This window comes from Rhizobium mayense, from assembly GCF_030272705.1.
Lineage (GTDB): Bacteria > Pseudomonadota > Alphaproteobacteria > Rhizobiales > Rhizobiaceae > Rhizobium > Rhizobium mayense.
This window is the reverse complement of the sequence record NZ_JARFYM010000038.1, coordinates 40,680-59,225: the sequence shown is the minus strand read 5'-3', so window position 1 is coordinate 59,225 and position 18,546 is coordinate 40,680. Positions and strand designations below refer to the sequence as shown.

The window sequence follows — 18,546 nt, the reverse complement described above, 5'->3', positions numbered from 1 at the left end:
GTGCGACCATCGATGCTGACCTCCTCTCAGCCAGCATCTTGAATCACATTCGACATCAAAAGGGAATCCGCGATTCAAACATAATCAGAAACGCTCTAGACTGGATCGCCGTCGCGGGTCTAGCGCCATCAACGCATCCGCCACGACGCTGGTTGCCAGCCCAAACACGCAGCAGCAAGGTTTTTCGAGTGCGTCGTGAGCCATCGCACTCTTGAACCAGTGGTGCTGGTCAAGCAGCGTACGCGTCAACGCGCTCGCGGCGACCGCGGCTCTTTCTCAATCCAGGAGAGATCGCGATGGCGGAGAATTTGGAGGGATTTCTTGTAATCTGCCAGTGGAGGTGTCGCATACGCTCATAGATGACTGCCCGCAAAGCGCACAGGCTCCCGAATTCGAGAACCTGGCGAGAGCTTCGACTACGCGACGACAGGATCTATTTCCCCTGAGCAATCGCTTGTTCACGAATTTGAGTGAGGGTCTGCTTCACGGTGAGCGCCTCCGGATCAATGCGAATTTCGATAAGACTTGGCTTCCCCGACCCTTCACACCTCTCAAACGCTTGCCCGAAATCCGTGGTCTTTTCGACGATTTCTCCGTGCAGACCGTAAGATCGAGCAAGGGCCGCGAAATCAGGATTGGTGAGGCGCGTTCCGGAGGGGCGTCCAGGAAAATTTCTCTCCTGGTGCATGCGGATCGTCCCGTACATCCCATTGTTGATCACTAGGAAAATGACGCGGGCGTCGTATTGCATTGCAGTCGCGAGTTCCTGGCCGTTCATAAGGAAGCATCCGTCGCCGGCGAAGGCAACGACGGCTCGCTCGGGCGCCGTAATTTTTGCAGCCACTGCAGCGGGCACTCCGTAACCCATCGAGCCGTTGGTCGGGCCCAGTTGAGAGCGATATATTCGGTACTGATAAAACCGATGTGCCCACGCCGTGTAGTTCCCGGCTCCCATGGTCAGGATGGCGTCCGGCTTGAGGTGTCCCCGCAACCACTCCATGATGTCACCCATCTGAACATCGCCGGGCGTCTGTGGATGCGTAAGGTTCTCCCGATAGTCTGCGTTGCGCGCACTGGTCCAGGCTCGCCAGGCAGGAGCCGAGCGCGGCTTCAGCGTTGCGAGCTGGGAAAGCACTCCAACGGGACTGGCGTTGATCGCGAGCGTTGGATGATAAACGCGGCCGAGCTCGTCAGCGCCTGCGTGAATGTGAACCAACTTCTGTTTCGGTACCGGTATGTCGATCAGCGTATAGGCGCCTGTCGTCATCTCGCCCAGCCGCGCCCCGATCGAGATCAGGAGATCGCAATCCTTGACGGCCTGGATGAGCTTTGGACCTGCAGCCAGACCCAGGTCGCCCGCGTAATTACGATGCGTGTTGTCAAACATGTCCTGACATCGGAAGGATGCGGCTACCGGCAGCTCGTAAGTCTCCGCGAAACTTTTCAGATCGTCGACGGCCTGCTCTGTCCATCCACCTCCGCCGATGACCACAAGCGGTCGCTCGGCCTTCGCCAGAAGCAGGGCGAGTTCCTGTAACTGCGGCTCTCCCGCATATGTCTCGACGCGCGTATAGGGTGGAGTGTCTGCAACGGTCACAACGTCTGTCAGCATGTCCTCTGGAAGTGCGACGACCACCGGACCCTGTCGGCCGTTGACAGCCCTGTGGAAGGCCTGACTTATCAGTTCGGGGATACGGGCCGCGTCCTCGATCTCAACGACCCATTTGGCCATCTGGCCGAACATCCGCCGGTAGTCGATTTCCTGAAATGCCTCCCGCTCCATCTGGTCGCGCGCGACTTGCCCGATGAACAGGATCATTGGAGTCGAGTCCTGAAACGCCGTGTGAACGCCCACGGACGCGTTCGTTGCTCCCGGCCCTCTCGTTACAAAGCAGATCCCGGGTCTTCCCGTCAGCTTGCCATAGGCCTCAGCCATGTAAGCTGCGCCACCCTCCTGCCGGCAGATGACGAATTCGATCTCGCTCTCCAGATCGTGGAAGGCATCGAGCGCGGCAAGGTAGCTTTCGCCCGGTACGCCGAAGACGCGGTCAACGCCATGGATCCGCAAGGCATCGATTAGGATCCGGCCGCCGTTTCGGCTGGATAGGCTTTGTTTCATGAATTTCTCCCGTTCCCACGTCAGCTGCGGTCGGTCGAAGCCAACCACAGCCAGAGTTGTTCCCTCTCACGCGTAGACGTAACCGCCAGATACGATGACTTGCTCGCCTGTCATGTACGTGTTCTTCGGACCAGCGACTATAACGACGAACTCGGCGATTTCAGCCGGCTCCGCGGCACGGCCAAGTGGATTTGCCGCGGCGAGTTCGCCTAAGAATCCCAAAGACTTCGCTTTCTCCGTCGCCATGCCCGCGGGCGCAACCGAGTTTACCAGAATCTGATCCTTGGCGAAGGCGTGCGCAAAGGAACGCGTCAAGCTGACCACGGCTGCCTTGGTTGCTGCATAGTGCGCGTTCTGCGGGTGAGCCTTGAAGGCATCGACTGACGTGATGTTGACGATACGGCCCGAGATCTGGCCTTCCGCCTTCTGCTCCTGCATGTGCTTCACGGCGGCGACCATGATGTGATAGGTGCCCTTGATATTGATCGCGTTTTCCGCGTCCCACATCTCGTCGGAGATCTCAAGCAGCGGCGCGCGGGGATAGATAGCTGCGCAGTTGACGACCGAATGAACCCGACCGACTGCATCAACAGCCTTGGCGAAGGCGCGATGGGCGGTGTCCGCGCGTGCGATGTCACCGGCAACCGTGATGATTTCCGTTCCCTTCCCGGAAAGCTCACCCTTGGCAGCTTCGAGACGCTCTTCGCTGATGTCGATGATGACGATCTTGCTCGCTTGATCCCTGATCATGAGTTTGACGGTTTCAAGTCCGAAGCCGTTGGCTCCTCCGATAACGACAACATTCAAGCCTTGCACGCTGGTTCCCTTTCTTTGTTAACGAGTAAGAGCAGCGATCTGACCGCCACCGACAACTTGCCCTGTCGGCAAGATCTCCATGCGGGTCACATCGACGTAATCGGGTAGCTCAAGCGCCGTCAGAACCAGGCGCGCGACGTGCTCCGGCTTGACCGCTTCGTAGTCGTCGTAAAGCTTCTTTTGGGCGGCTTCTTCTCCCAACGCGGTGCGATAGAGATTGGTCTCCACGCGTCCCGGCACGAGTTCGGTGATCCGGATCGGCAGTCCAAGCAGTTCGCATCGCAGCGCGGATGCGAACATGCTGACCGCAGCCTTGGTGGCTCCGTACACCGCGGATCCGGGGAAGGGCGTAAAGCCAGCAGTGGAGCCCGTAAAAAAGATATGGCCGCGACGTCGCGAAACCATAGCCTTCAGCACGTGTCTGGTGAGCTGTAAGACCGACCGCACGTTGATTTCGATCATCGCATCGATGTCTTGTGGGGTGAGTTCAACCAGGTTCGCTGACCGTGTCAGCAAACCTGCGTTGTTCACCAGCACGTCGATCTCTTCGCCGTCGATCACGGCATAGAGACTGTCCAATTTGGAAAGATCACATGCAAGGGGAACGATGTTCGCTTTCGTGGCAAGGTCGTCCAACGCGTTTCTGTCACGTCCAACCGCCAGAACTTTCAGACCCTTGGAGGCCAGTTCCAACGCAATCGCCCTGCCGATTCCGCTGGACGCTCCCGTGACAAGCGCCGTCCTGTAGTTTTCCATTGCATGCCCCTCCACCAGCTATTTTTGCAAGGAGGCAACCATTTGCTCGAGACGGTCGCATGCACTCTTAAGTTCGGCGTCGGAGGCTGCGATCGAAAGACGAATAAATGAGGGTGCCCCAAATGCAGCGCCTGGCACGCTCGACAGGCCGAAAGTGTTGAGGAGATAGGCCGCCACCGCAGTGTCGTCCGACAGGACTTGCCCATCAGGCGTGGTCCGGCCGATCAATTTTTGCACGCCGATGAACGCATAGAACGCGCCATCCGGCGGCGTGAACTGTAGTTCCTGGATTCGTTCGAGCCGTTCGGAAACGAGCTTCGACCGCCGGGCAAAAGTCTGAGAGGCTTGGCCAACAAAAGCCTGATCTCCCTTGAGCGCGGCGAGTGCAGCGGCCTGGGCAACAGAGCAAACCGAGGTCACGCTCTGCGACTGCATCTTATTGATGGTTGCGACAAGCGCCTTCGGTCCGGCTGCGTAGCCGACACGCCAGCCGGTCATCGCAAAAGCCTTTGAGACACCATTGACGATAAGCGTGCGATCACGAAGCGACGGGCATACCGAACCGAACGAGACGAAGGGCTGGTCACCGAGTAGAATGTGTTCGTAGATTTCGTCTGACAGCACAAGAATACGATCATTCCCGAGAAGCACCTTCTCGAGCGAGCGGTACTCATCCGCGCTGTAAATCGCGCCCGTAGGATTTGAAGGAGAGTTCAACATGAGCCAACGCGTGCGAGGCGTGATGGCTTTGGCAAGCACATCCGCGCTTATTTTGAAGCCATCCTCAGGTCCGCAGTTCACATAGATCGGGGTGCCACCATGTAGTGAAACGATGTCGCCGTAGGACACCCAGCAAGGGGTCGGTATGATCACCTCGTCGCCCGCTTCAAGCGTCGCGAGAAACGCATCAAACAGGATCTGTTTGGCGCCATTGGCGATCGTGATTTCATCGAGCGAAAACTCGAGGCCGTTCTCGCGGCTGAACTTCTCGACGATGGCTTTGCGCAGATCTTCATTGCCCGCCGACGCGCCGTATCGGATACCACCCTTTTTGATAGCCTCGCAAGCGGCGTCCCCGACATGCGCCGGTGGCTCGAAGTCGGGTTCACCTAAGGAAAGATCGACGATGTCGCGACCTTCCGATCGGAGTTTCTTTGCTGCCATGGCGATCGCCATGCTTGGCGATGCCTTGATACTGGAAGCGCGTGCGTTTTCGTAATTCATAATAAGATCCTTCCTGGAGATCTCCTTTGAAGATCCCTGGCAAATAGGGTTGGAGCCGGCGCGGCGGGTTGCTGCCGCGCCACGGCTCCTGCTAATCAGGATTTCTGCTGGATGTAGTCGAAAGCGATATCTTGCTTGACCAGGTCGGCGGAACGCTTCGACGCCGGGCCGTAGCCGCCGCCGCCGGGAAGCTCCAGGATCAGTCGGCGACCAGCTGGAACGTGCTGGCGACCCTTGGCCGCAAGAACAGTGCCGTCGTCCAACTTCACTGAACCGGGAGCGCCGTCCTTACCGCCTTCGCGGCCACGCGGCGCGTTCTTCACACGATCGAACATCGCGTTGAAATAGATCTCGTGACCGCTTGTCGGAGAAATCTCGACAATCTGACCAAGACCCCCGCGGTACTGGCCCTCGCCCCCCGACCCGTCGCGCAGCTCTTTGCGCCAGAAAATGACGGGGCCGACGTGTTCAGTCGCTTCGATTGACATCGACTGGACGCCGCTTGGAAACGCGGTTGCACTCGGTCCGTCCAGCTCCGGGCGAGCACCCATTCCCCCACTGTTGAACAAAAGAACCTCTGCGCGCTGTCCGCCGTCGGCGGGGCCGTTGTTGCCCTGCAGCGGTCGAGCGCTGATGTGAAGGTTCCAAAGCGCACCAGATCCCTCTGCGGGAACCTTGCCCGGCAGCATCTTGTGGATAGCACCGAGCACGGCATCCGGGACGAGGTGTCCGAGGACGTGTCGTACCGAAACGGGTGCCGGCCGCTGGGCATTGAGAATGCAGTTCGTCGGCGCCTGGATCTTGAACGGCTTCAGCGAAGCGTGGTTGTTTGGGATCTCGGGCGCGATCGCGCACTTGATGGCATAGCAAGCATAGGCAGCCGAATAGATCAGCGGGCAGTTGATGCCTTTCGGGCTCGGCGGAGACGTGCCTTCGAAGTCCGCGACGATGTGGTCGCTATGGACGTCCAAACGGACGGCAATGTCGATCGGCGAGTCGTAGCCGTCGACGCGCATCGAATTGGAGAAGGAGCCCTGCGGCAGGTCGGCGAGACGCTCGACGGTCGCATCGTAGCTTCGCTTGAAGATGAAGGAGGCGAGTTCTTCCAGATCATTCATCCGGAACTCGTCCATCATGTCCATGAGGCGGCGCTGACCGATCTCGTTGCAGGCTGCAAGAGAATAGACGTCGCCGACGACCTGGTCGCTCTCGCGGACGTTGTTGCGAATGATGTTGATGAGGTCGCGATTGACCACACCACGCTCCGCGAACTTCATGATCGGGATGAAGATGCCTTCTTCATAAACTTCGTTGGCATCCGGCCCGAAACCACGCCCGCCGACGTCGACAACGTGGGCCGTACAGGCGAAATAGCCGATGAGCTTTCCACCGCGGAAGCTCGGGGAGACGACCGTGAAGTCGTGAAGGTGGCCCGTTCCCTTCCACGGATCATTGGTGATGTAGGCATCTCCTTCGAAGATGTTTTCCACCCCGATGTCGCGGATGAAGTGGCCTACGGCCTCGGCCATCGCGTTCACGTGGCCGGGTGTCCCAGTAACCGCCTGGGCGATCATCTCGCCAGCCTGATTAAAGACACCAGCTGAAAGGTCGCCGGATTCTCTCACGCTCGTGCTGAAGGCAGTCCGGATCAGCGTAAGTGCCTGTTCCTCGACCACCGAGATCAGCCGGTTCCACATGATCTGCATGTGGACATCTGAAAGAAGATTTTTCGTCATGTCCAATTCTCCATCAAGCCTGCTTGGCACGAAGCAGCAAGCATCCGTCTGCTTGCATGACCACTTCGCGGCTGGCGGTAACGATCGTCGATGTCTCGCGTTCGGTGATGACAGCGGGCCCTGCGACCCAGTCGCCCGGCTTAAGGGATGAACGTTCAACGACGCTCGCCTGCTGGAAAAGCCCTTCCTGAGCGTCGAACATCCGCCGCTCTCCCGACGCTTGGGCAGCCTTTCCCTTTGCTGAGCGATCTACGGTAGACGGCGGAGCCACCTTCGAGGTCGCGCGCAGCGACCAACTGACGATCTCGATATCCAGCCCGTCGATAATCCGCCCGAAGAACTGCTCGTAGCTGCGATTGAACGAATTGCGGAACTCAGTCTCGTCAGCGTCGGAATACGAACGGACATCGACGGCAACGGGCACTTCCCAGCCTTGGCCGACATAACGCATGTAGGCGGTGCATTCGAGATCCGGAGTTACGTCTGGCGCTCCGGAGTGAACAAACGATGTTGCCTCGTCGGAAAGCTCCTTGATGACATCGTTGATGCCCTGCGCGTCAAAGCGGCTGAGGCGGCTGTAGGCGCTTCGCACACTTTCAAAGCCGAAGGGTGCGCGCAGGAAGCCAATAGCCGATCCGACACCTGCGCCCGGAGGAATGATCAGTTCATCAATGCCGAGCTTTTCGCACAGGCGAGCAGCATGAAGTGGAGCAGCGCCGCCGAAGGCGATCATCGTGAACTCACCGAGTTCCTTGCCATTTTCAACAGCATGCATACGCGCCGCGTTGCTCATGTTTTCGTCAACGACCTCACTAATGCCATAGGCCGCCGTGGCGCTGTCGATCTCGAGTTTGGAACCAACGTCCCTTGCCATCGCAACTGCCGACGCGTCCTTGAGTAGCTTGATCGAGCCGCCCGCAAATGCATCCGGATCAAGCCTTCCCAGCAAAAGATCGGCGTCGGTAACGGTGGGGTTTTCGCCGCCACGGCCATAACAAGCCGGACCGGGCTCGGAGCCAGCGCTGTGGGGACCAACGCGGATCTGCCGCATGGCGTCGACGGAAGCAATGGATCCGCCCCCCGCACCGATTTCCACCATCTCGATAACCGGAATGGAGATCGGCATGCCACTGCCCTTCTTGAAGCGGTAGGTACGCGCTACTTCAAAGGTCTTCGATGTCCTCGGTACATAATCTTCGATCAGGCAGATCTTCGCAGTCGTTCCACCCATGTCGTAGGACACGACCTGGTTAAGGCCGTAGCGGGTCGCGACATGGGCCGCAAAAATAGCACCGCCAGCTGGGCCGGATTCAAGGAGACGGACTGGGAATTCGATCGCGCTTTCGACGCTGATGATGCCGCCGCCCGAATGGATCATGAAGACCGGGCATCGTGTTCCTTCGGAATTGAGGCGGCCGACCAACCGGTTGAGGTAGGACGCGATCAGCGGCTTCACGAAAGCATTCGCGCACACGGTATTGAACCGCTGGAACTCGCGCATCTGAGGCGAGACTTCAGAGGAAATGGAGACAGACAGCTCTGGCTTCTTCGCAAGGAGTCGGTCACGAACCTGCTTCTCATGCGCTCCATTCAGATAGGAGTGAATGAAACCGATCGCGACGCTCTCATATCCTGCGGCGATAATACGACCACAGAGAGCATCGACTTCCTCGACGTCGAGTGGCTTGAGAACTTCGGCCTTCGGACCGATGCGCTCGTCAATCACAAATCGCTCGTTGCGACGAACCAGCGGCGCGGGAAGAGTGATATTCAAGTCATATTGCTCGAAGCGGCTCTCCGTCCGCATTTCGATAACGTCGCGGAAGCCCTTGGTCGTAATGAAAGCTGTCTTTGCGCCTCTGCGCTCGATGAGCGCATTGGTGGCGAGTGTTGTGCCGTGAATAATCGTATCGATCTGAGAAAGCTGTACATCAGCGTCCTCGGCGACGTGGCGTATGCCCTTGACAATTGCCGCCTCTGGAAAGGAGTAGTCGGTCAAGACCTTAGTCGAATGCAGGGTATCCCCCACTTCCATTGCGACATCGGTAAACGTGCCGCCGATGTCGACACCCACCCTTACCTGCTTCCCATCTTTTGCCATCGCTAAATCATGCTCCAAAGGACAATCTCAAAGCCCGGCATGAGAGAACAACCTCCGATCCGGGACGCCTTGCGAGGTAAGATCACTGAAATAATATCTCGTGTCAATACTCTTATCAAGATCGTATCTCTATACGGTAGACCTGCGGCTAAACCCAATGATTTCGGAGACTTACGTGATAATATCTCTTGGGGATATCTCAAAAGGTCGACGTAAACTCCTGTCTTTTGGCGGCGAAATCGCTGAGTCAGCCCCGTCCTCGGCACGCTGTGGCCAAAAAACCGGCACGAGGATGTTTTTTTTGGCGGTCTAATTCTGCGGTTGCATCAATGCAGGTTGTCGTACTATCACTAGAAGCGTGATATTATCTTGAGCTTTCGTTTCGCGAGGGAGCGGAGCAGTGCTGAAAAAAGCGGCGGGTGCAAATTGAAATCTCTAATGTCGAGAACGATCGAACAGATTAAAGAGAAAATCAGCCAAGGGGGTCTCAAACCTGGCGACAAGCTGCCCACGTTGAACGAGTTGGCGGTCGAAATGGGCGTCAGCAGGACCGTCATTCGCGAGGCGGTGATATCCCTAAGCTCAGATGGCGTCCTGGAATCCAAGCACGGTGTTGGCGTCTTTGTGCGGGATAAATCCGCGGGCCCTGCTGCCCCCACTCTTTCCGACGCAGTTCTAGCACCACTGTCGAAGTTCAAGACGTCTTTCATGGATTTGCTCGAACTCAGAATGGCGTTTGAAGTCCATGCGGCGGGGTTGGCAGCAGCGCGTCGTTCCTGGGGTCAGGAATCGGCGATCTGGGACGCGGCCGCAAAGTTCGAGGAAGCCCTGGACGCGGATGACGATCTTGACGATCGCGATGTCGCTTTTCATCGTGCGATTGCCGAGGCGACCAACAACTCTGCATTCATCGAGTTTTTTAATTTGATGAGCGCGAACATGATGCCACGCCCTGCGTTCTCACGCGCACTGAATCCAACTTTAATCACTCCGGAATACATCCAGCATACTGTTCAGGAGCATCGGGCGATCTGCGAAGGCATTAGTTCCGGCGACGCAACACGCGCTGCAGACGCAATGAGAGCGCACTTGCAGCGCAGCCATAAGCGATACCGTGGCTTCCAAGAAAGCGCCGTTTCACCCCTTAGCAACGTGGCGCCCGAGGCTGCCGACGCTAAATGACGTTATTGTTTCGCTCTGAACTCTTCGAGCGCAGCGCGATCAATTTCGATACCTAGCCCAGGTCCATCTGGTATAGCGACGACCATCAACTGCTTCGATCGGTGAAGTCAGTACAGCTTGCCGAAATGGATTCTCAGTCCGGTCGAATTCCATGATGGGTTCGACCGGGTTTACGCGCACTGGGTCTGGGGCCATTGCGGCCATAAACTGCAGGGCTGCGGCAATTTGTACCCCGGTTCCCCAAACATGCGGTACAACTCTTGTTCCCTTGAGCGTAGCGAAGTCAAGAATCTTGGTCGCCTCAGAGAATCCGCCGCACCCGCATAAGTCTGGCAGAGCCATGCGATTTCAGACGGCGATGGATTGCGCAAACTCGACCCGAATGCGGCGCCGATCTCTACGGCACTCGGCATTCTTGGAATGCCGGGTTTCACCGCCTATGCGGGGCTACGCAATATCGGGAGGCCCAAGGCGGGCGAAACATTGGTCGTGGCGGCTGCAAGCGGCGCGGTTGGTTCGGCAGTCGGCCAGATAGCGAAGATTTTCGGTGCAAGGGTCGTTGGGATCGCAGGTGGCCCCGACAAGTGCCGCTATATACGCGAAGAGCTTGGCTTCGACGCCGCGATAGACCATAGCGCGAGCGACTTTCAAACCCAGCTTGCATCGGCCTGCCGGAACGGTATCGACATCTATTTCGAAAATGTCGGCGGGCAGGTCTGGAATGCGGTGTTTCCGCTGTTGAACGATTTCGCGCGGGTGCCGATCTGCGGGCTGATTGCGCATTACAACGATGACGCCGCCGCATCGCGAGGCCCCGACCCATTACCTGCGGTGATGCGTGCCATATTGCGCAAGAGCCTGACGCTACGCGGTTTCATTCAGCGCGAATTTGCCGATCAACGCACCGATTTCTATCGCGAAGCCGAACAATGGATCGCCGAGGGGCGCCTCAAATATAGAGAAGACGTCGTGGACGGGCTCGAAAACGCTCCCGAAGCTTTTATCGGCCTCCTGGAAGGACGAAATTTCGGCAAGCTGGTGGTGCGCATCGCGCCATGATTCAGGGGTGGTCGCTGCGGGGTCCGTCAGCGATAGCCTGGGCGACCTTTCTTGCCTGTATTCGGATATCCGGTACGGCGGTGATTTCCCAGAACTGGCCTGCGGTCAGTGCGCCGACCGCATAGAGGGTCACCTTGCTGCCTGTCGGTGTGGAGATACGGGACTGGGCGTCGACAACCAGTCCAAGATGAAGCGGATCAGCCTCCACCAGACCTTTGCGCCGCATCTCCTGCAACAACGGCGAGTGCGCTATGCCCGCACGTTCCATGCCGGTGCAATTGACGATCCAGTCCGCTTGTATCAACGCCGCAACGCTTCCTCCGCGAGGACGGTAGTGCAAGGTTAGAGCCCTCGCGTCCTCCACATTCCGCAGATAGCCGGCTCGCACCGAAACCTGACCGCTTTGCATCATGCTGTCGAACCTGCGATAGACGTCAGGGGCAACGCGGTGACGGTGGATGTTCCACCATGGCAATGCGTGGCGCAGAAAGCGGCGGCGTTCGCTATCTGGCAGCCTCAGCCACAGAGCCTGGGTTTTCGGGCGCAGACCATCCATGACCCTGCGCCAGTCGCCGGCATTCCTGCTTTCACGACGCAGAGCATGCAGGATTTCACTCACCCTCGTGGGCAAGGCCTCGACATCGATTTCCTCAGCCGGCTTTGGATGACTGATATGATTGAGCGGAACGAGGCCGCGCCGTGAGAGCACGATTACCTTGCCCATGAATCCGTGGGCAAACAGCGCGAGAACCTGATCGATCATCGTCAGTCCCGAGCCGAGAATACAGACCGTGTCGGTCTTCCCCACCCGCCTGAGCCAAGACAGCCGCCATGGATTTTCGATGATATGCGATTGCGCATCGGCCGATAACTGCGACTGATCGAACGGCAACTTGGCATTTCCGACGCCAAGACAAAGCACGATGCTTCGGCCGGCAATCTCACCGCCATTGTCCAGCAGAAAACCGAGCGCGGCGCCATACCGCTCGACACATCCGCTGGCCTTTGTCTTGATGAAATCAACCCGGCATCGGCGCTTCCTGTTGCGCAAAAGAGCGGCCAAGCTGTCGCGGAGATACAGGCCATAATCCTGTCTGGAGGCGAAGTCTCCTCCACCCAATGGCCGCTTGCGCTCACGCAGCCATTCGACAAACGCATCCGGGCGGTCCGGAAAGAGGCTCATGCGTCCGGCGGGTACGTTCAAGCGATGCAGATAAAGCTCGGTACGATAAGCCGTTCCCCGGCCAAATCCGGGATCGTCGCCGACAACGGCGATGGATGCCGTCTCCGGAAGTAGCTCGACGAGGTTGCCGACCGTGGCGATGGCGGAAAAGCCGGAGCCCACAACAACGGCATCATAGATCATCGCTTGTTCTTTCTGCTTTCAAAAGAGCGGGAGAATTACCCATATCTTTCTCCCTTACGGTCTGATCTAGGGCAGGCGACTCCAATCCAATATGCACTGGTTCCGCCGCCCGAAATACCGGTTTCGTCCTACGCGCTTCCACTCATGAGGCGGACCCGGCTTGTCACACTTTCGAAGTCGTGGATAGCCCGAAGCTCATTGGCAACGAGTTTCTGAAGCCTCCACAGGGGCGTCGTCAACTTAACGAACCGTGGAAATCGGTGTGCGATTATTGGCCATGACACACCGTGATCCGCTCTACCGCCGCCATCGATTTCCCGCTGAAATCATTGCTCATGCCGTGTGGCTTTATTTCCGCTTCCCTCTCAGCCTGCGGATGGTGGAGGACATGTTGGGTGCCCTTGGGATCATTGTCTCGCATCAGACGGTCCGACTTTGGGCGGAGAAATTTGGTCGGGCCTTTGCCAACGACATCCGTCGTCGATCATCCGGTCAACTCGGTGACAAATGGTATCTCGACGAGGTCGTCATTTCGATCCGTGGCAAAATGCATCGGCTCTGGCGCGCCGTGGATCAGGACGGCTTTGTTCTGGAGGTTCTGGTGCAAAGCCGCCGCAATGTGAAGGCGGCCAAGCGCCTGATGCGCAAACTCCTGAAGGGCCAGGGTCAAACTCCACGGGTGATGATCACCGACAAGCTTCGGTCCTACGATGCTGCCAAGCGAGAGGTAATGCCGGGCGTCGAGCATCGCTCGCACAAAGGCTTGAACAATCGGGCGGAGAATTCCCATCAGCCCGTACGGCGGCGAGAACGGATCATGAAACGCTTCAAGTCGCAGCGACAGCTACAACGCCATCCATCCATCCATGACCCGATTGCCAACCTCTTTCACATCCCGCGCCACGACATCCCATCCAGCCATCACCGAGAACTGCGCACAGCGGCCACGAGCCTGTGGGGGAAAATCGCTCGGGCGTGAACGATAAAGTCGGCCAGCATCAGAGTCTGTGCCCTATTGCCATTAAGTTTACGATGCCGGACGTTGTCATCGAGCCCGGCACCGAAAGCGAGACGCTTGATCATGGACCAGCGCTTGCGGACGGGGCCTTGCGCGAAGGGATCGGCCATAGTGCCCACGCCAGGATCGTAGAAGGCGGTCTGGCGGTCGTCCTTCACGACGACCTCGAACATGCGCACGACATTGGTTAGGTCGCCATTGAGCTGGTTGTTGGTGCCATCGCAACAGACTACGATATTTTTGCTCATACGAAATAATCGGTGTAGAGGGGTTGGGTCCTGACAGTGGCGATTTTTTTTGTCACCTTATCCCTCATCCTAACATCAAATTGTTCGGAGGAATCCTCCCAGCGGAAAGGAACCGGCTTTTTGGACAAGGTCTCCATATCCGACTGGAAGATCACGGCGCACCTCTCCTCCAATCGGGTGCGAATGGCGGGAAGGGGCATGTGTTCCCAGCCCTTCACCTCGTGCGCTACTTTCGTATCTACCGGGATGAAAGCGGCGAGGCGGTTGCTTTTCATGAGTTCGAGCCCCTTCGTTTTCATGGTGGCATTGTGACTGCCGTGGTGGCCGACCTTGTAAAAGATGGTGCGATTGAGCAAGTCGGCGGCCGTGACGCTGCGGAATTCATCGTTTTTGTCTTTTACGGTCCAGGTGCAGGACTCCCAGGACCGCCAGTTCCCGGCCTGAGCGTCCCCCACGAAGAGCAGGACGTCCTTGCCCCCCAACTCAATTGCCAGGACGAGGCTGGTGTTGTTGGTGGCACTATCTAGTTGCAGAGCCAACCGCTCGCCTGTAGCGAGCCAGGCATTGTCGATGGAGCGCCAGGCAAATTCCTCGTGATAATAGCCTTCGATGCCTGGCAGTAGCGGGTCTTCTATCAGGGAGCCGTCTGGGCTTTTCTTGCGCCGAGCAGCGGTGGCCTGTTTCTTGCGGTTCTCAGCGTGCTTTTTTAGCTCGTCCAGTTCGCGGCCCAAAGACGAGTGAAAAGGCTGGGCACTCTCATCACCGGGACTGAATGCCGCGAGAAACGCCTCGGCGAGGCCGATGGGAGGGTCGCTAAGTCCATATCCCTCGCCTTTAGAAGGATTGGTCTTTCGCATTGCGTCGTCGTCCCTTGGCGGGCCGACCACAAAGACTCTGACGTCATCCACACCATCCAGCAGGATGGAAGTTCCCGTCTTCATGATAGTAGGGGAGCGCTTATTCTTCAGGAACTGAAGGGCTCCTCCCGTGCCTCCGGCATCCTCGTCTTCACCACCGGGTGCGCCGGCAGCTGCGGCGCCAAAGAAGCCAAGGAGCTCCGACATGCGCGCAACCTGCTGATCCAGATTGTTTTTTTTCGCAGCCTCCTTTGCGGCTTTGACGGCCTCCATTTTCCTTTGCCTCTCCTCGCGTAGACTGGTGGCGAGATCGTCGGTCTCATCCTCCGTCCACGCGAGCCAAAGCTCCTTAATCTCCATGGTATCAAACAGACCGCGCGCCTGTTTTTCGTCGAACCCTGACAAGTGGTCCCAGTGTTCGTGGGTAATGACGACGACGTCGAGAACGCCACCGGTTGCGTCTTTCACGTTCTGCGCGACCTGCCGCATGACGGAGCCCGGCTCGCCCGTTCCAAGGACGACGCCGCAATCGATCAGCATGTGAAGATGCTTTTCCTGACCTTTGGGGAAACTGAGCAAAAAGCAGTCGCCTAGACCGTGGCGGTACATGCGAATGCGGACCCGAAAGTCCGGATTGGCCGCAGTGGCGGCGGCAGGAGCGGAGTTTTTTCTGGTAGGCATGGTCTATTCTCCGGAGTGGAGCATTGCGAACGGCTCCGCATCGTCGATCATGCCGTAAGTCGCGGCCAGCGACATCACGGCCGGATCTTTGGCCCACTGCTGCGCGCGTGTGATGCGATTGTCTTTTTTTCCATTGCTGTAGAGGGGTTTGCGGATCACATAGCGGATAGCCTGTTCACTGGTGGCGTGTCCCAGATCAACGATAATAGTGCAGCCGCCCCAAATTTGCTTACCGGGCGATTCACCCGTAGTGACCGCAAGCCCCGCAGCCGGCTCTTCCAACGGCTTGTGCTGGAGGATGGAGAAAATCACCTGGTTGAGGACCGACCCATCCTGACGCTGGCGCTGCACCGGCCACATGGCATGAACTTCGAAACGAACCATATCATCGCCGGAAAACCTACGCGTGATATTGAAGTCCAGGCCGGTGATTTTTTGGAGCACCGGATCGTTATATTCCAGCCAGAACTTTTCCTGCAAATAGTCGTGCAGCTTTGCCCGTTGCTGCCGGGTCTTTTGCCACCGGGCGTGCCGGTCCTGATCTATGCCGAGGTCATGATAAAACTGTTGCAGAGTTTTACTGAGCTCGGCCAACCGCGTATAGGTGTTGATTTCATCGGCGCGGTCCCACGTCAGGGCCTCCTCGGAGAGAGACCTCAACTTGCGCGGATAAATGCCGTGCTGTCGAAAAGCGTCGATGAAAGCGATGCGATAACCCCGGATGTCGTCGGGGAAGACATCACAATCGGCGGTGATCAGCGCGCGCAGATAATCCCCAAAATCAATATCCACCGGAGGACAGTAATCGAGCGCCCGGATACACATGTTGAGGACGTGTTTGGCCGCCTTTACGGCTTCAGCCGAAAGGCGGTTTACTAGATCGGGGTGAAGTTCGCCTTCATTTAAAATGCCGGTGCCTCCGCTGGCGATGCGCCGCAAATCCGCAATGCGGGATTCGTAGATAGACACAAACGAGTCGAACACCGCAGAGACGAGAATGGATCCACGATCGTGCGGTTCCACTTCCGTTTCCATGCGCCGCGGGTCGGGAGGGCGCCTTTCCCACTTGCCGGTTTTTTTGTTGATGGAACCAAGCGCGTTGCGGAGGGAGCCCCTGTTGCCGGTGGCCCGTCCAAATTCCTGAGCGAGTTCTCCCAGGAGGCTGTTCATGCCCATATCACCGCGGGTTTTGGAAATCTGATGTTTTACGACCTCGATGAAAGTGAAATGCTGAAACATGGCGACAATGTCCGCGAAAGCCTCATGGAAGGCCAGACCGTCCGGCTGCGTCACCTCCATGAACCGAGGATGGATGCCGTCGAGGATGGCGTGAGCGGTTTCGTGCGCGACGATATCGTGGGACAGGCATCCAAAAACAATGCCTCCCGGATAGACTGCGGGATCTCCCGCCGCCGACGCCGGGAAATAGCCAAAGAGAAGTGCTTTTTTTGCTGGAGAATAGTAGGCGTTGGCCTCGCGTAAGGCATGCGGATAAACGGCCAAGCGGCGGACCCAGGTGTTCTGCCAGTCCTGCGGAGTCATTTCCCGGTATTTCTTCCACGGGGCGCGGTCGGACCACATCACCGGCCTTGCGATGGCGCGCTCGAAGTTTTTGACAGTGGTCATGACCACGGCATAGACCATCTGCTGATGGAACTTCGGATTTAGCGGCGAAGCCGGCAGTCCATCTTGAGCCAGCAGGTGCGGATCCTCCAAGTCCACCGGGTCGTAGTAAAATTTGCTGGCGGGATCGACGTCGATGACCTCGACGTATTCTCCGACCGGACCCTTGGCGAGCGGTTCCCACGGCACCGTGTATATGCGCTCGTTGATGAAGGCTGTTTCGAGCTTGGCGGAAAGACTCGGGTCGAACGAATACCCCCGCAGTCGGCGGTTGGTGGGCGTGTGCCGACGCTTATCATCTTTGGAATAGTCGATCGTCTCCGGGGAAGACCGTGCCCTCGGTCCTGTCGATCTCGCCATAATGCAGGCCCCTCTAAAATCTCAAGCCAACGCGCTGAACTTCGAGACGTCGCCAAGCGCTCCGGCGCGATGTCGAACCGCCTGAACGCGGTTTCAAACTGTCGTCATCGAGATCGATAGTAGTCAACATCGCAATCCCCCGAAGAGCATTCCCAGCCTCACGATCGGCGGCGCGCCACAAGCCGGTGGCCAGGAAGATTTCCACTCCCGCATACGCGTTGAAATTGTACAACAACTGATGTTCAAGTACAATCGTCGCGATCATGTTGCCGATCTTGGGGAGGAAGCAAATGAGCACGCCCTGGACAACCTCCATCAAACAGTTGGGACCTGTTCGCAATCCCGAGCCGCCCGCAAATCCGCATGCCGGCAGCTTCGCCCCACCCGGTTTTGGCACCGTCACCATGGCGCCACTCGACCTCTTCAAGAGCATCGCGCGCTGTACCGCGCTCACGCGTTCATCGCCGGCACTGGTCGCGGCATTGCTTACCAGCAGCCGGGCGCTCCTGGAATTTTTGGTTGACGACGCGACCAATGTCATCGCCTTCATCGATGACGTGACGAACCTTGCGGATTCCGAGCGGACGGCGCTGTCGGGTCGCATGGGCGCCGGCATCACCGACCAGACGATGGAAATGCTTGGCTTCGTCTGGCGCGACGTGACCGAGGAGCTGATCGCGAGTGCCGGCCCGCTCGCGGACTATGTCTATGAAGATTCGACCGGAACGCTCGTCCTTGCGGAGGCAAAGGGATCGATCACGACTGGCGCGACGCAATCCGGCACTGATATCAGGGCGCGCAACGCCTATCGGCGCCAGGTCGATCCCTACGCATACACGTACCCGCTGGGCGCCAAGGGCGGACCGTCGGTGGGGCTGATCGAGCACGGTTACGCCATGGCATTCGCCGCCTTGCCGGGCCCTGCTACGGCGCCGGCGCCGCTCGGGCAACGGCATTTCCCCCCGTGCCTCCTACCGCGGCTCTGCACGCTCCGCCGAGTCTTCTGCTCCGGCTTGGCAACTATCGCGCTGTGTTCTTGCTTTCGGATGCACCTATCGTCGTGGAAAAGATCGACAATGTCCTGCGCGGGACTACGGCCGACCTTCCTCCGCAGATGTTTTGGGAGGTCCGGTGTAACGAGAGGTTTTTCCTGATTGGCCTCGATCCGAGATTTGCGTCAATCGACACGCTCGAGAAACACCTTGGCGACTGGGTTTTTTGCAATTGCCGTCCAGCCGGCGGTAGAAGTCCTCAGGCAGATCGCATACGGCTTCGATCCGTGCTTCCCCCAAGGACTATCCATCATGCCGCTCATCCGCGCAGTCGGCGAGTTTCCTCCCTTCCTCCAGTCCCGCGACGGCTTTGCTATGCTTCGCCGGAGCGCAAGTCAGCTCACGCAG

Annotated in this window: 14 protein-coding genes and 2 pseudogenes; 4 read left to right on the top strand and 12 right to left on the bottom strand. The window is 58.1% G+C overall.

What is annotated here, in order from left to right; genetic code table 11:
• Positions 1–433 precede the first annotated feature (433 nt).
• The 6 genes from PY649_RS29960 to PY649_RS29935 form a co-directional block, all read right to left on the bottom strand.
• Entirely contained in the window at positions 434–2,119 is a 1,686-nt protein-coding gene (locus PY649_RS29960) for a thiamine pyrophosphate-binding protein (RefSeq protein ID WP_285872540.1), read from the bottom strand.
• A gap of 66 nt (positions 2,120–2,185) precedes the next feature.
• Positions 2,186–2,935 (bottom strand): SDR family NAD(P)-dependent oxidoreductase, encoded by a 750-nt coding sequence (locus PY649_RS29955; protein WP_285872539.1) that lies wholly within the window; start codon positions 2,933–2,935, stop codon positions 2,186–2,188.
• Positions 2,936–2,953: 18 nt separating this feature from the next.
• Entirely contained in the window at positions 2,954–3,691 is a 738-nt protein-coding gene (locus PY649_RS29950; RefSeq protein WP_285872538.1) for an SDR family oxidoreductase, read from the bottom strand.
• 18 nt (positions 3,692–3,709) lie between these two features.
• Positions 3,710–4,915, bottom strand: coding sequence for a pyridoxal phosphate-dependent aminotransferase (locus tag PY649_RS29945; RefSeq protein ID WP_285872536.1), 1,206 nt, complete (start codon positions 4,913–4,915; stop codon positions 3,710–3,712).
• A 95-nt stretch (positions 4,916–5,010) separates the two neighbouring features.
• Positions 5,011–6,651: a hydantoinase B/oxoprolinase family protein gene (locus PY649_RS29940; protein WP_285872535.1), complete on the bottom strand. Its 1,641-nt coding sequence runs from the start codon at positions 6,649–6,651 to the stop codon at positions 5,011–5,013.
• 13 nt (positions 6,652–6,664) lie between these two features.
• The gene (locus PY649_RS29935; RefSeq protein ID WP_285872534.1) at positions 6,665–8,752 is read right to left on the bottom strand and encodes a hydantoinase/oxoprolinase family protein; all 2,088 of its coding nucleotides are present in this window, start codon (positions 8,750–8,752) and stop codon (positions 6,665–6,667) included.
• A gap of 426 nt (positions 8,753–9,178) precedes the next feature.
• Here PY649_RS29935 and PY649_RS29930 point away from each other — a divergent pair, with 426 nt between their 5' ends.
• Positions 9,179–9,934: a FadR/GntR family transcriptional regulator gene (locus tag PY649_RS29930; protein ID WP_432761428.1), complete on the top strand. Its 756-nt coding sequence runs from the start codon at positions 9,179–9,181 to the stop codon at positions 9,932–9,934.
• Positions 9,935–9,936: 2 nt separating this feature from the next.
• Here PY649_RS29930 and PY649_RS29925 read toward each other — a convergent pair.
• Positions 9,937–10,267, bottom strand: a pseudogene (locus tag PY649_RS29925) (enolase C-terminal domain-like protein); the annotation flags it as partial.
• Here PY649_RS29925 and PY649_RS29920 point away from each other — a divergent pair.
• Positions 10,265–10,993: pseudogene (locus PY649_RS29920) on the top strand (NADP-dependent oxidoreductase); the annotation flags it as partial. The pseudogenes PY649_RS29925 and PY649_RS29920 overlap by 3 nt on opposite strands.
• Position 10,994: 1 nt before the next feature.
• Here the strand turns inward: PY649_RS29920 and PY649_RS29915 are convergent.
• Entirely contained in the window at positions 10,995–12,359 is a 1,365-nt protein-coding gene (locus PY649_RS29915) for an FAD/NAD(P)-binding protein (RefSeq protein WP_285872532.1), read from the bottom strand.
• 277 nt (positions 12,360–12,636) lie between these two features.
• Between PY649_RS29915 and PY649_RS29910 the strand changes: the two genes are divergently transcribed.
• Positions 12,637–13,338 (top strand): IS6 family transposase, encoded by a 702-nt coding sequence (locus PY649_RS29910; protein WP_285872542.1) that lies wholly within the window; start codon positions 12,637–12,639, stop codon positions 13,336–13,338.
• On the opposite strand, the gene PY649_RS29905 is transcribed toward PY649_RS29910, so the two are convergent.
• Genes PY649_RS29905 through PY649_RS29890 form a run of 4 tightly spaced genes read right to left on the bottom strand, consistent with a single transcriptional unit; the run spans position 13,281 to position 17,411 of the window.
• Positions 13,281–13,625: a phospholipase effector Tle1 domain-containing protein gene (locus tag PY649_RS29905; protein WP_285872531.1), complete on the bottom strand. Its 345-nt coding sequence runs from the start codon at positions 13,623–13,625 to the stop codon at positions 13,281–13,283. The two genes, PY649_RS29910 and PY649_RS29905, sit on opposite strands and share 58 nt — an antisense overlap.
• Positions 13,622–15,163 (bottom strand): MBL fold metallo-hydrolase, encoded by a 1,542-nt coding sequence (locus PY649_RS29900; protein WP_285872530.1) that lies wholly within the window; start codon positions 15,161–15,163, stop codon positions 13,622–13,624. The genes PY649_RS29905 and PY649_RS29900 overlap by 4 nt, the downstream gene beginning before the upstream one ends.
• A 3-nt stretch (positions 15,164–15,166) precedes the next feature.
• The gene (locus tag PY649_RS29895) at positions 15,167–17,146 is read right to left on the bottom strand and encodes a gluzincin family metallopeptidase (RefSeq protein WP_285872529.1); all 1,980 of its coding nucleotides are present in this window, start codon (positions 17,144–17,146) and stop codon (positions 15,167–15,169) included.
• Between the two features lie 13 nt (positions 17,147–17,159).
• Positions 17,160–17,411 carry a hypothetical protein gene (locus tag PY649_RS29890; protein WP_285872528.1) on the bottom strand — a complete coding sequence of 84 codons (252 nt, stop codon included), beginning with the start codon at positions 17,409–17,411 and terminating at the stop codon, positions 17,160–17,162.
• Between the two features lie 25 nt (positions 17,412–17,436).
• On the opposite strand from PY649_RS29890, the gene PY649_RS29885 reads away from it, so the two are divergent.
• Positions 17,437–18,300 (top strand): hypothetical protein, encoded by an 864-nt coding sequence (locus tag PY649_RS29885; RefSeq protein WP_285872527.1) that lies wholly within the window; start codon positions 17,437–17,439, stop codon positions 18,298–18,300.
• The last annotated feature ends 246 nt before the right edge of the window (positions 18,301–18,546 follow it).

Coding starts and splice junctions, on each gene's coding strand:
- PY649_RS29960 (WP_285872540.1), bottom strand. CDS start 2,119: ATGAAACAAAGCCTATCCAGCCGAAACGGCGGCCGGATCCTAATCGAT.
- PY649_RS29950 (WP_285872538.1), bottom strand. CDS start 3,691: ATGGAAAACTACAGGACGGCGCTTGTCACGGGAGCGTCCAGCGGAATC.
- PY649_RS29945 (WP_285872536.1), bottom strand. CDS start 4,915: ATGAATTACGAAAACGCACGCGCTTCCAGTATCAAGGCATCGCCAAGC.
- PY649_RS29940 (WP_285872535.1), bottom strand. CDS start 6,651: ATGACGAAAAATCTTCTTTCAGATGTCCACATGCAGATCATGTGGAAC.
- PY649_RS29935 (WP_285872534.1), bottom strand. CDS start 8,752: ATGGCAAAAGATGGGAAGCAGGTAAGGGTGGGTGTCGACATCGGCGGC.
- PY649_RS29915 (WP_285872532.1), bottom strand. CDS start 12,359: ATGATCTATGATGCCGTTGTTGTGGGCTCCGGCTTTTCCGCCATCGCC.
- PY649_RS29910 (WP_285872542.1), top strand. CDS start 12,637: ATGACACACCGTGATCCGCTCTACCGCCGCCATCGATTTCCCGCTGAA.
- PY649_RS29905 (WP_285872531.1), bottom strand. CDS start 13,625: ATGAGCAAAAATATCGTAGTCTGTTGCGATGGCACCAACAACCAGCTC.
- PY649_RS29900 (WP_285872530.1), bottom strand. CDS start 15,163: ATGCCTACCAGAAAAAACTCCGCTCCTGCCGCCGCCACTGCGGCCAAT.
- PY649_RS29895 (WP_285872529.1), bottom strand. CDS start 17,146: ATGGCGAGATCGACAGGACCGAGGGCACGGTCTTCCCCGGAGACGATC.
- PY649_RS29890 (WP_285872528.1), bottom strand. CDS start 17,411: ATGATCGCGACGATTGTACTTGAACATCAGTTGTTGTACAATTTCAAC.
- PY649_RS29885 (WP_285872527.1), top strand. CDS start 17,437: ATGAGCACGCCCTGGACAACCTCCATCAAACAGTTGGGACCTGTTCGC.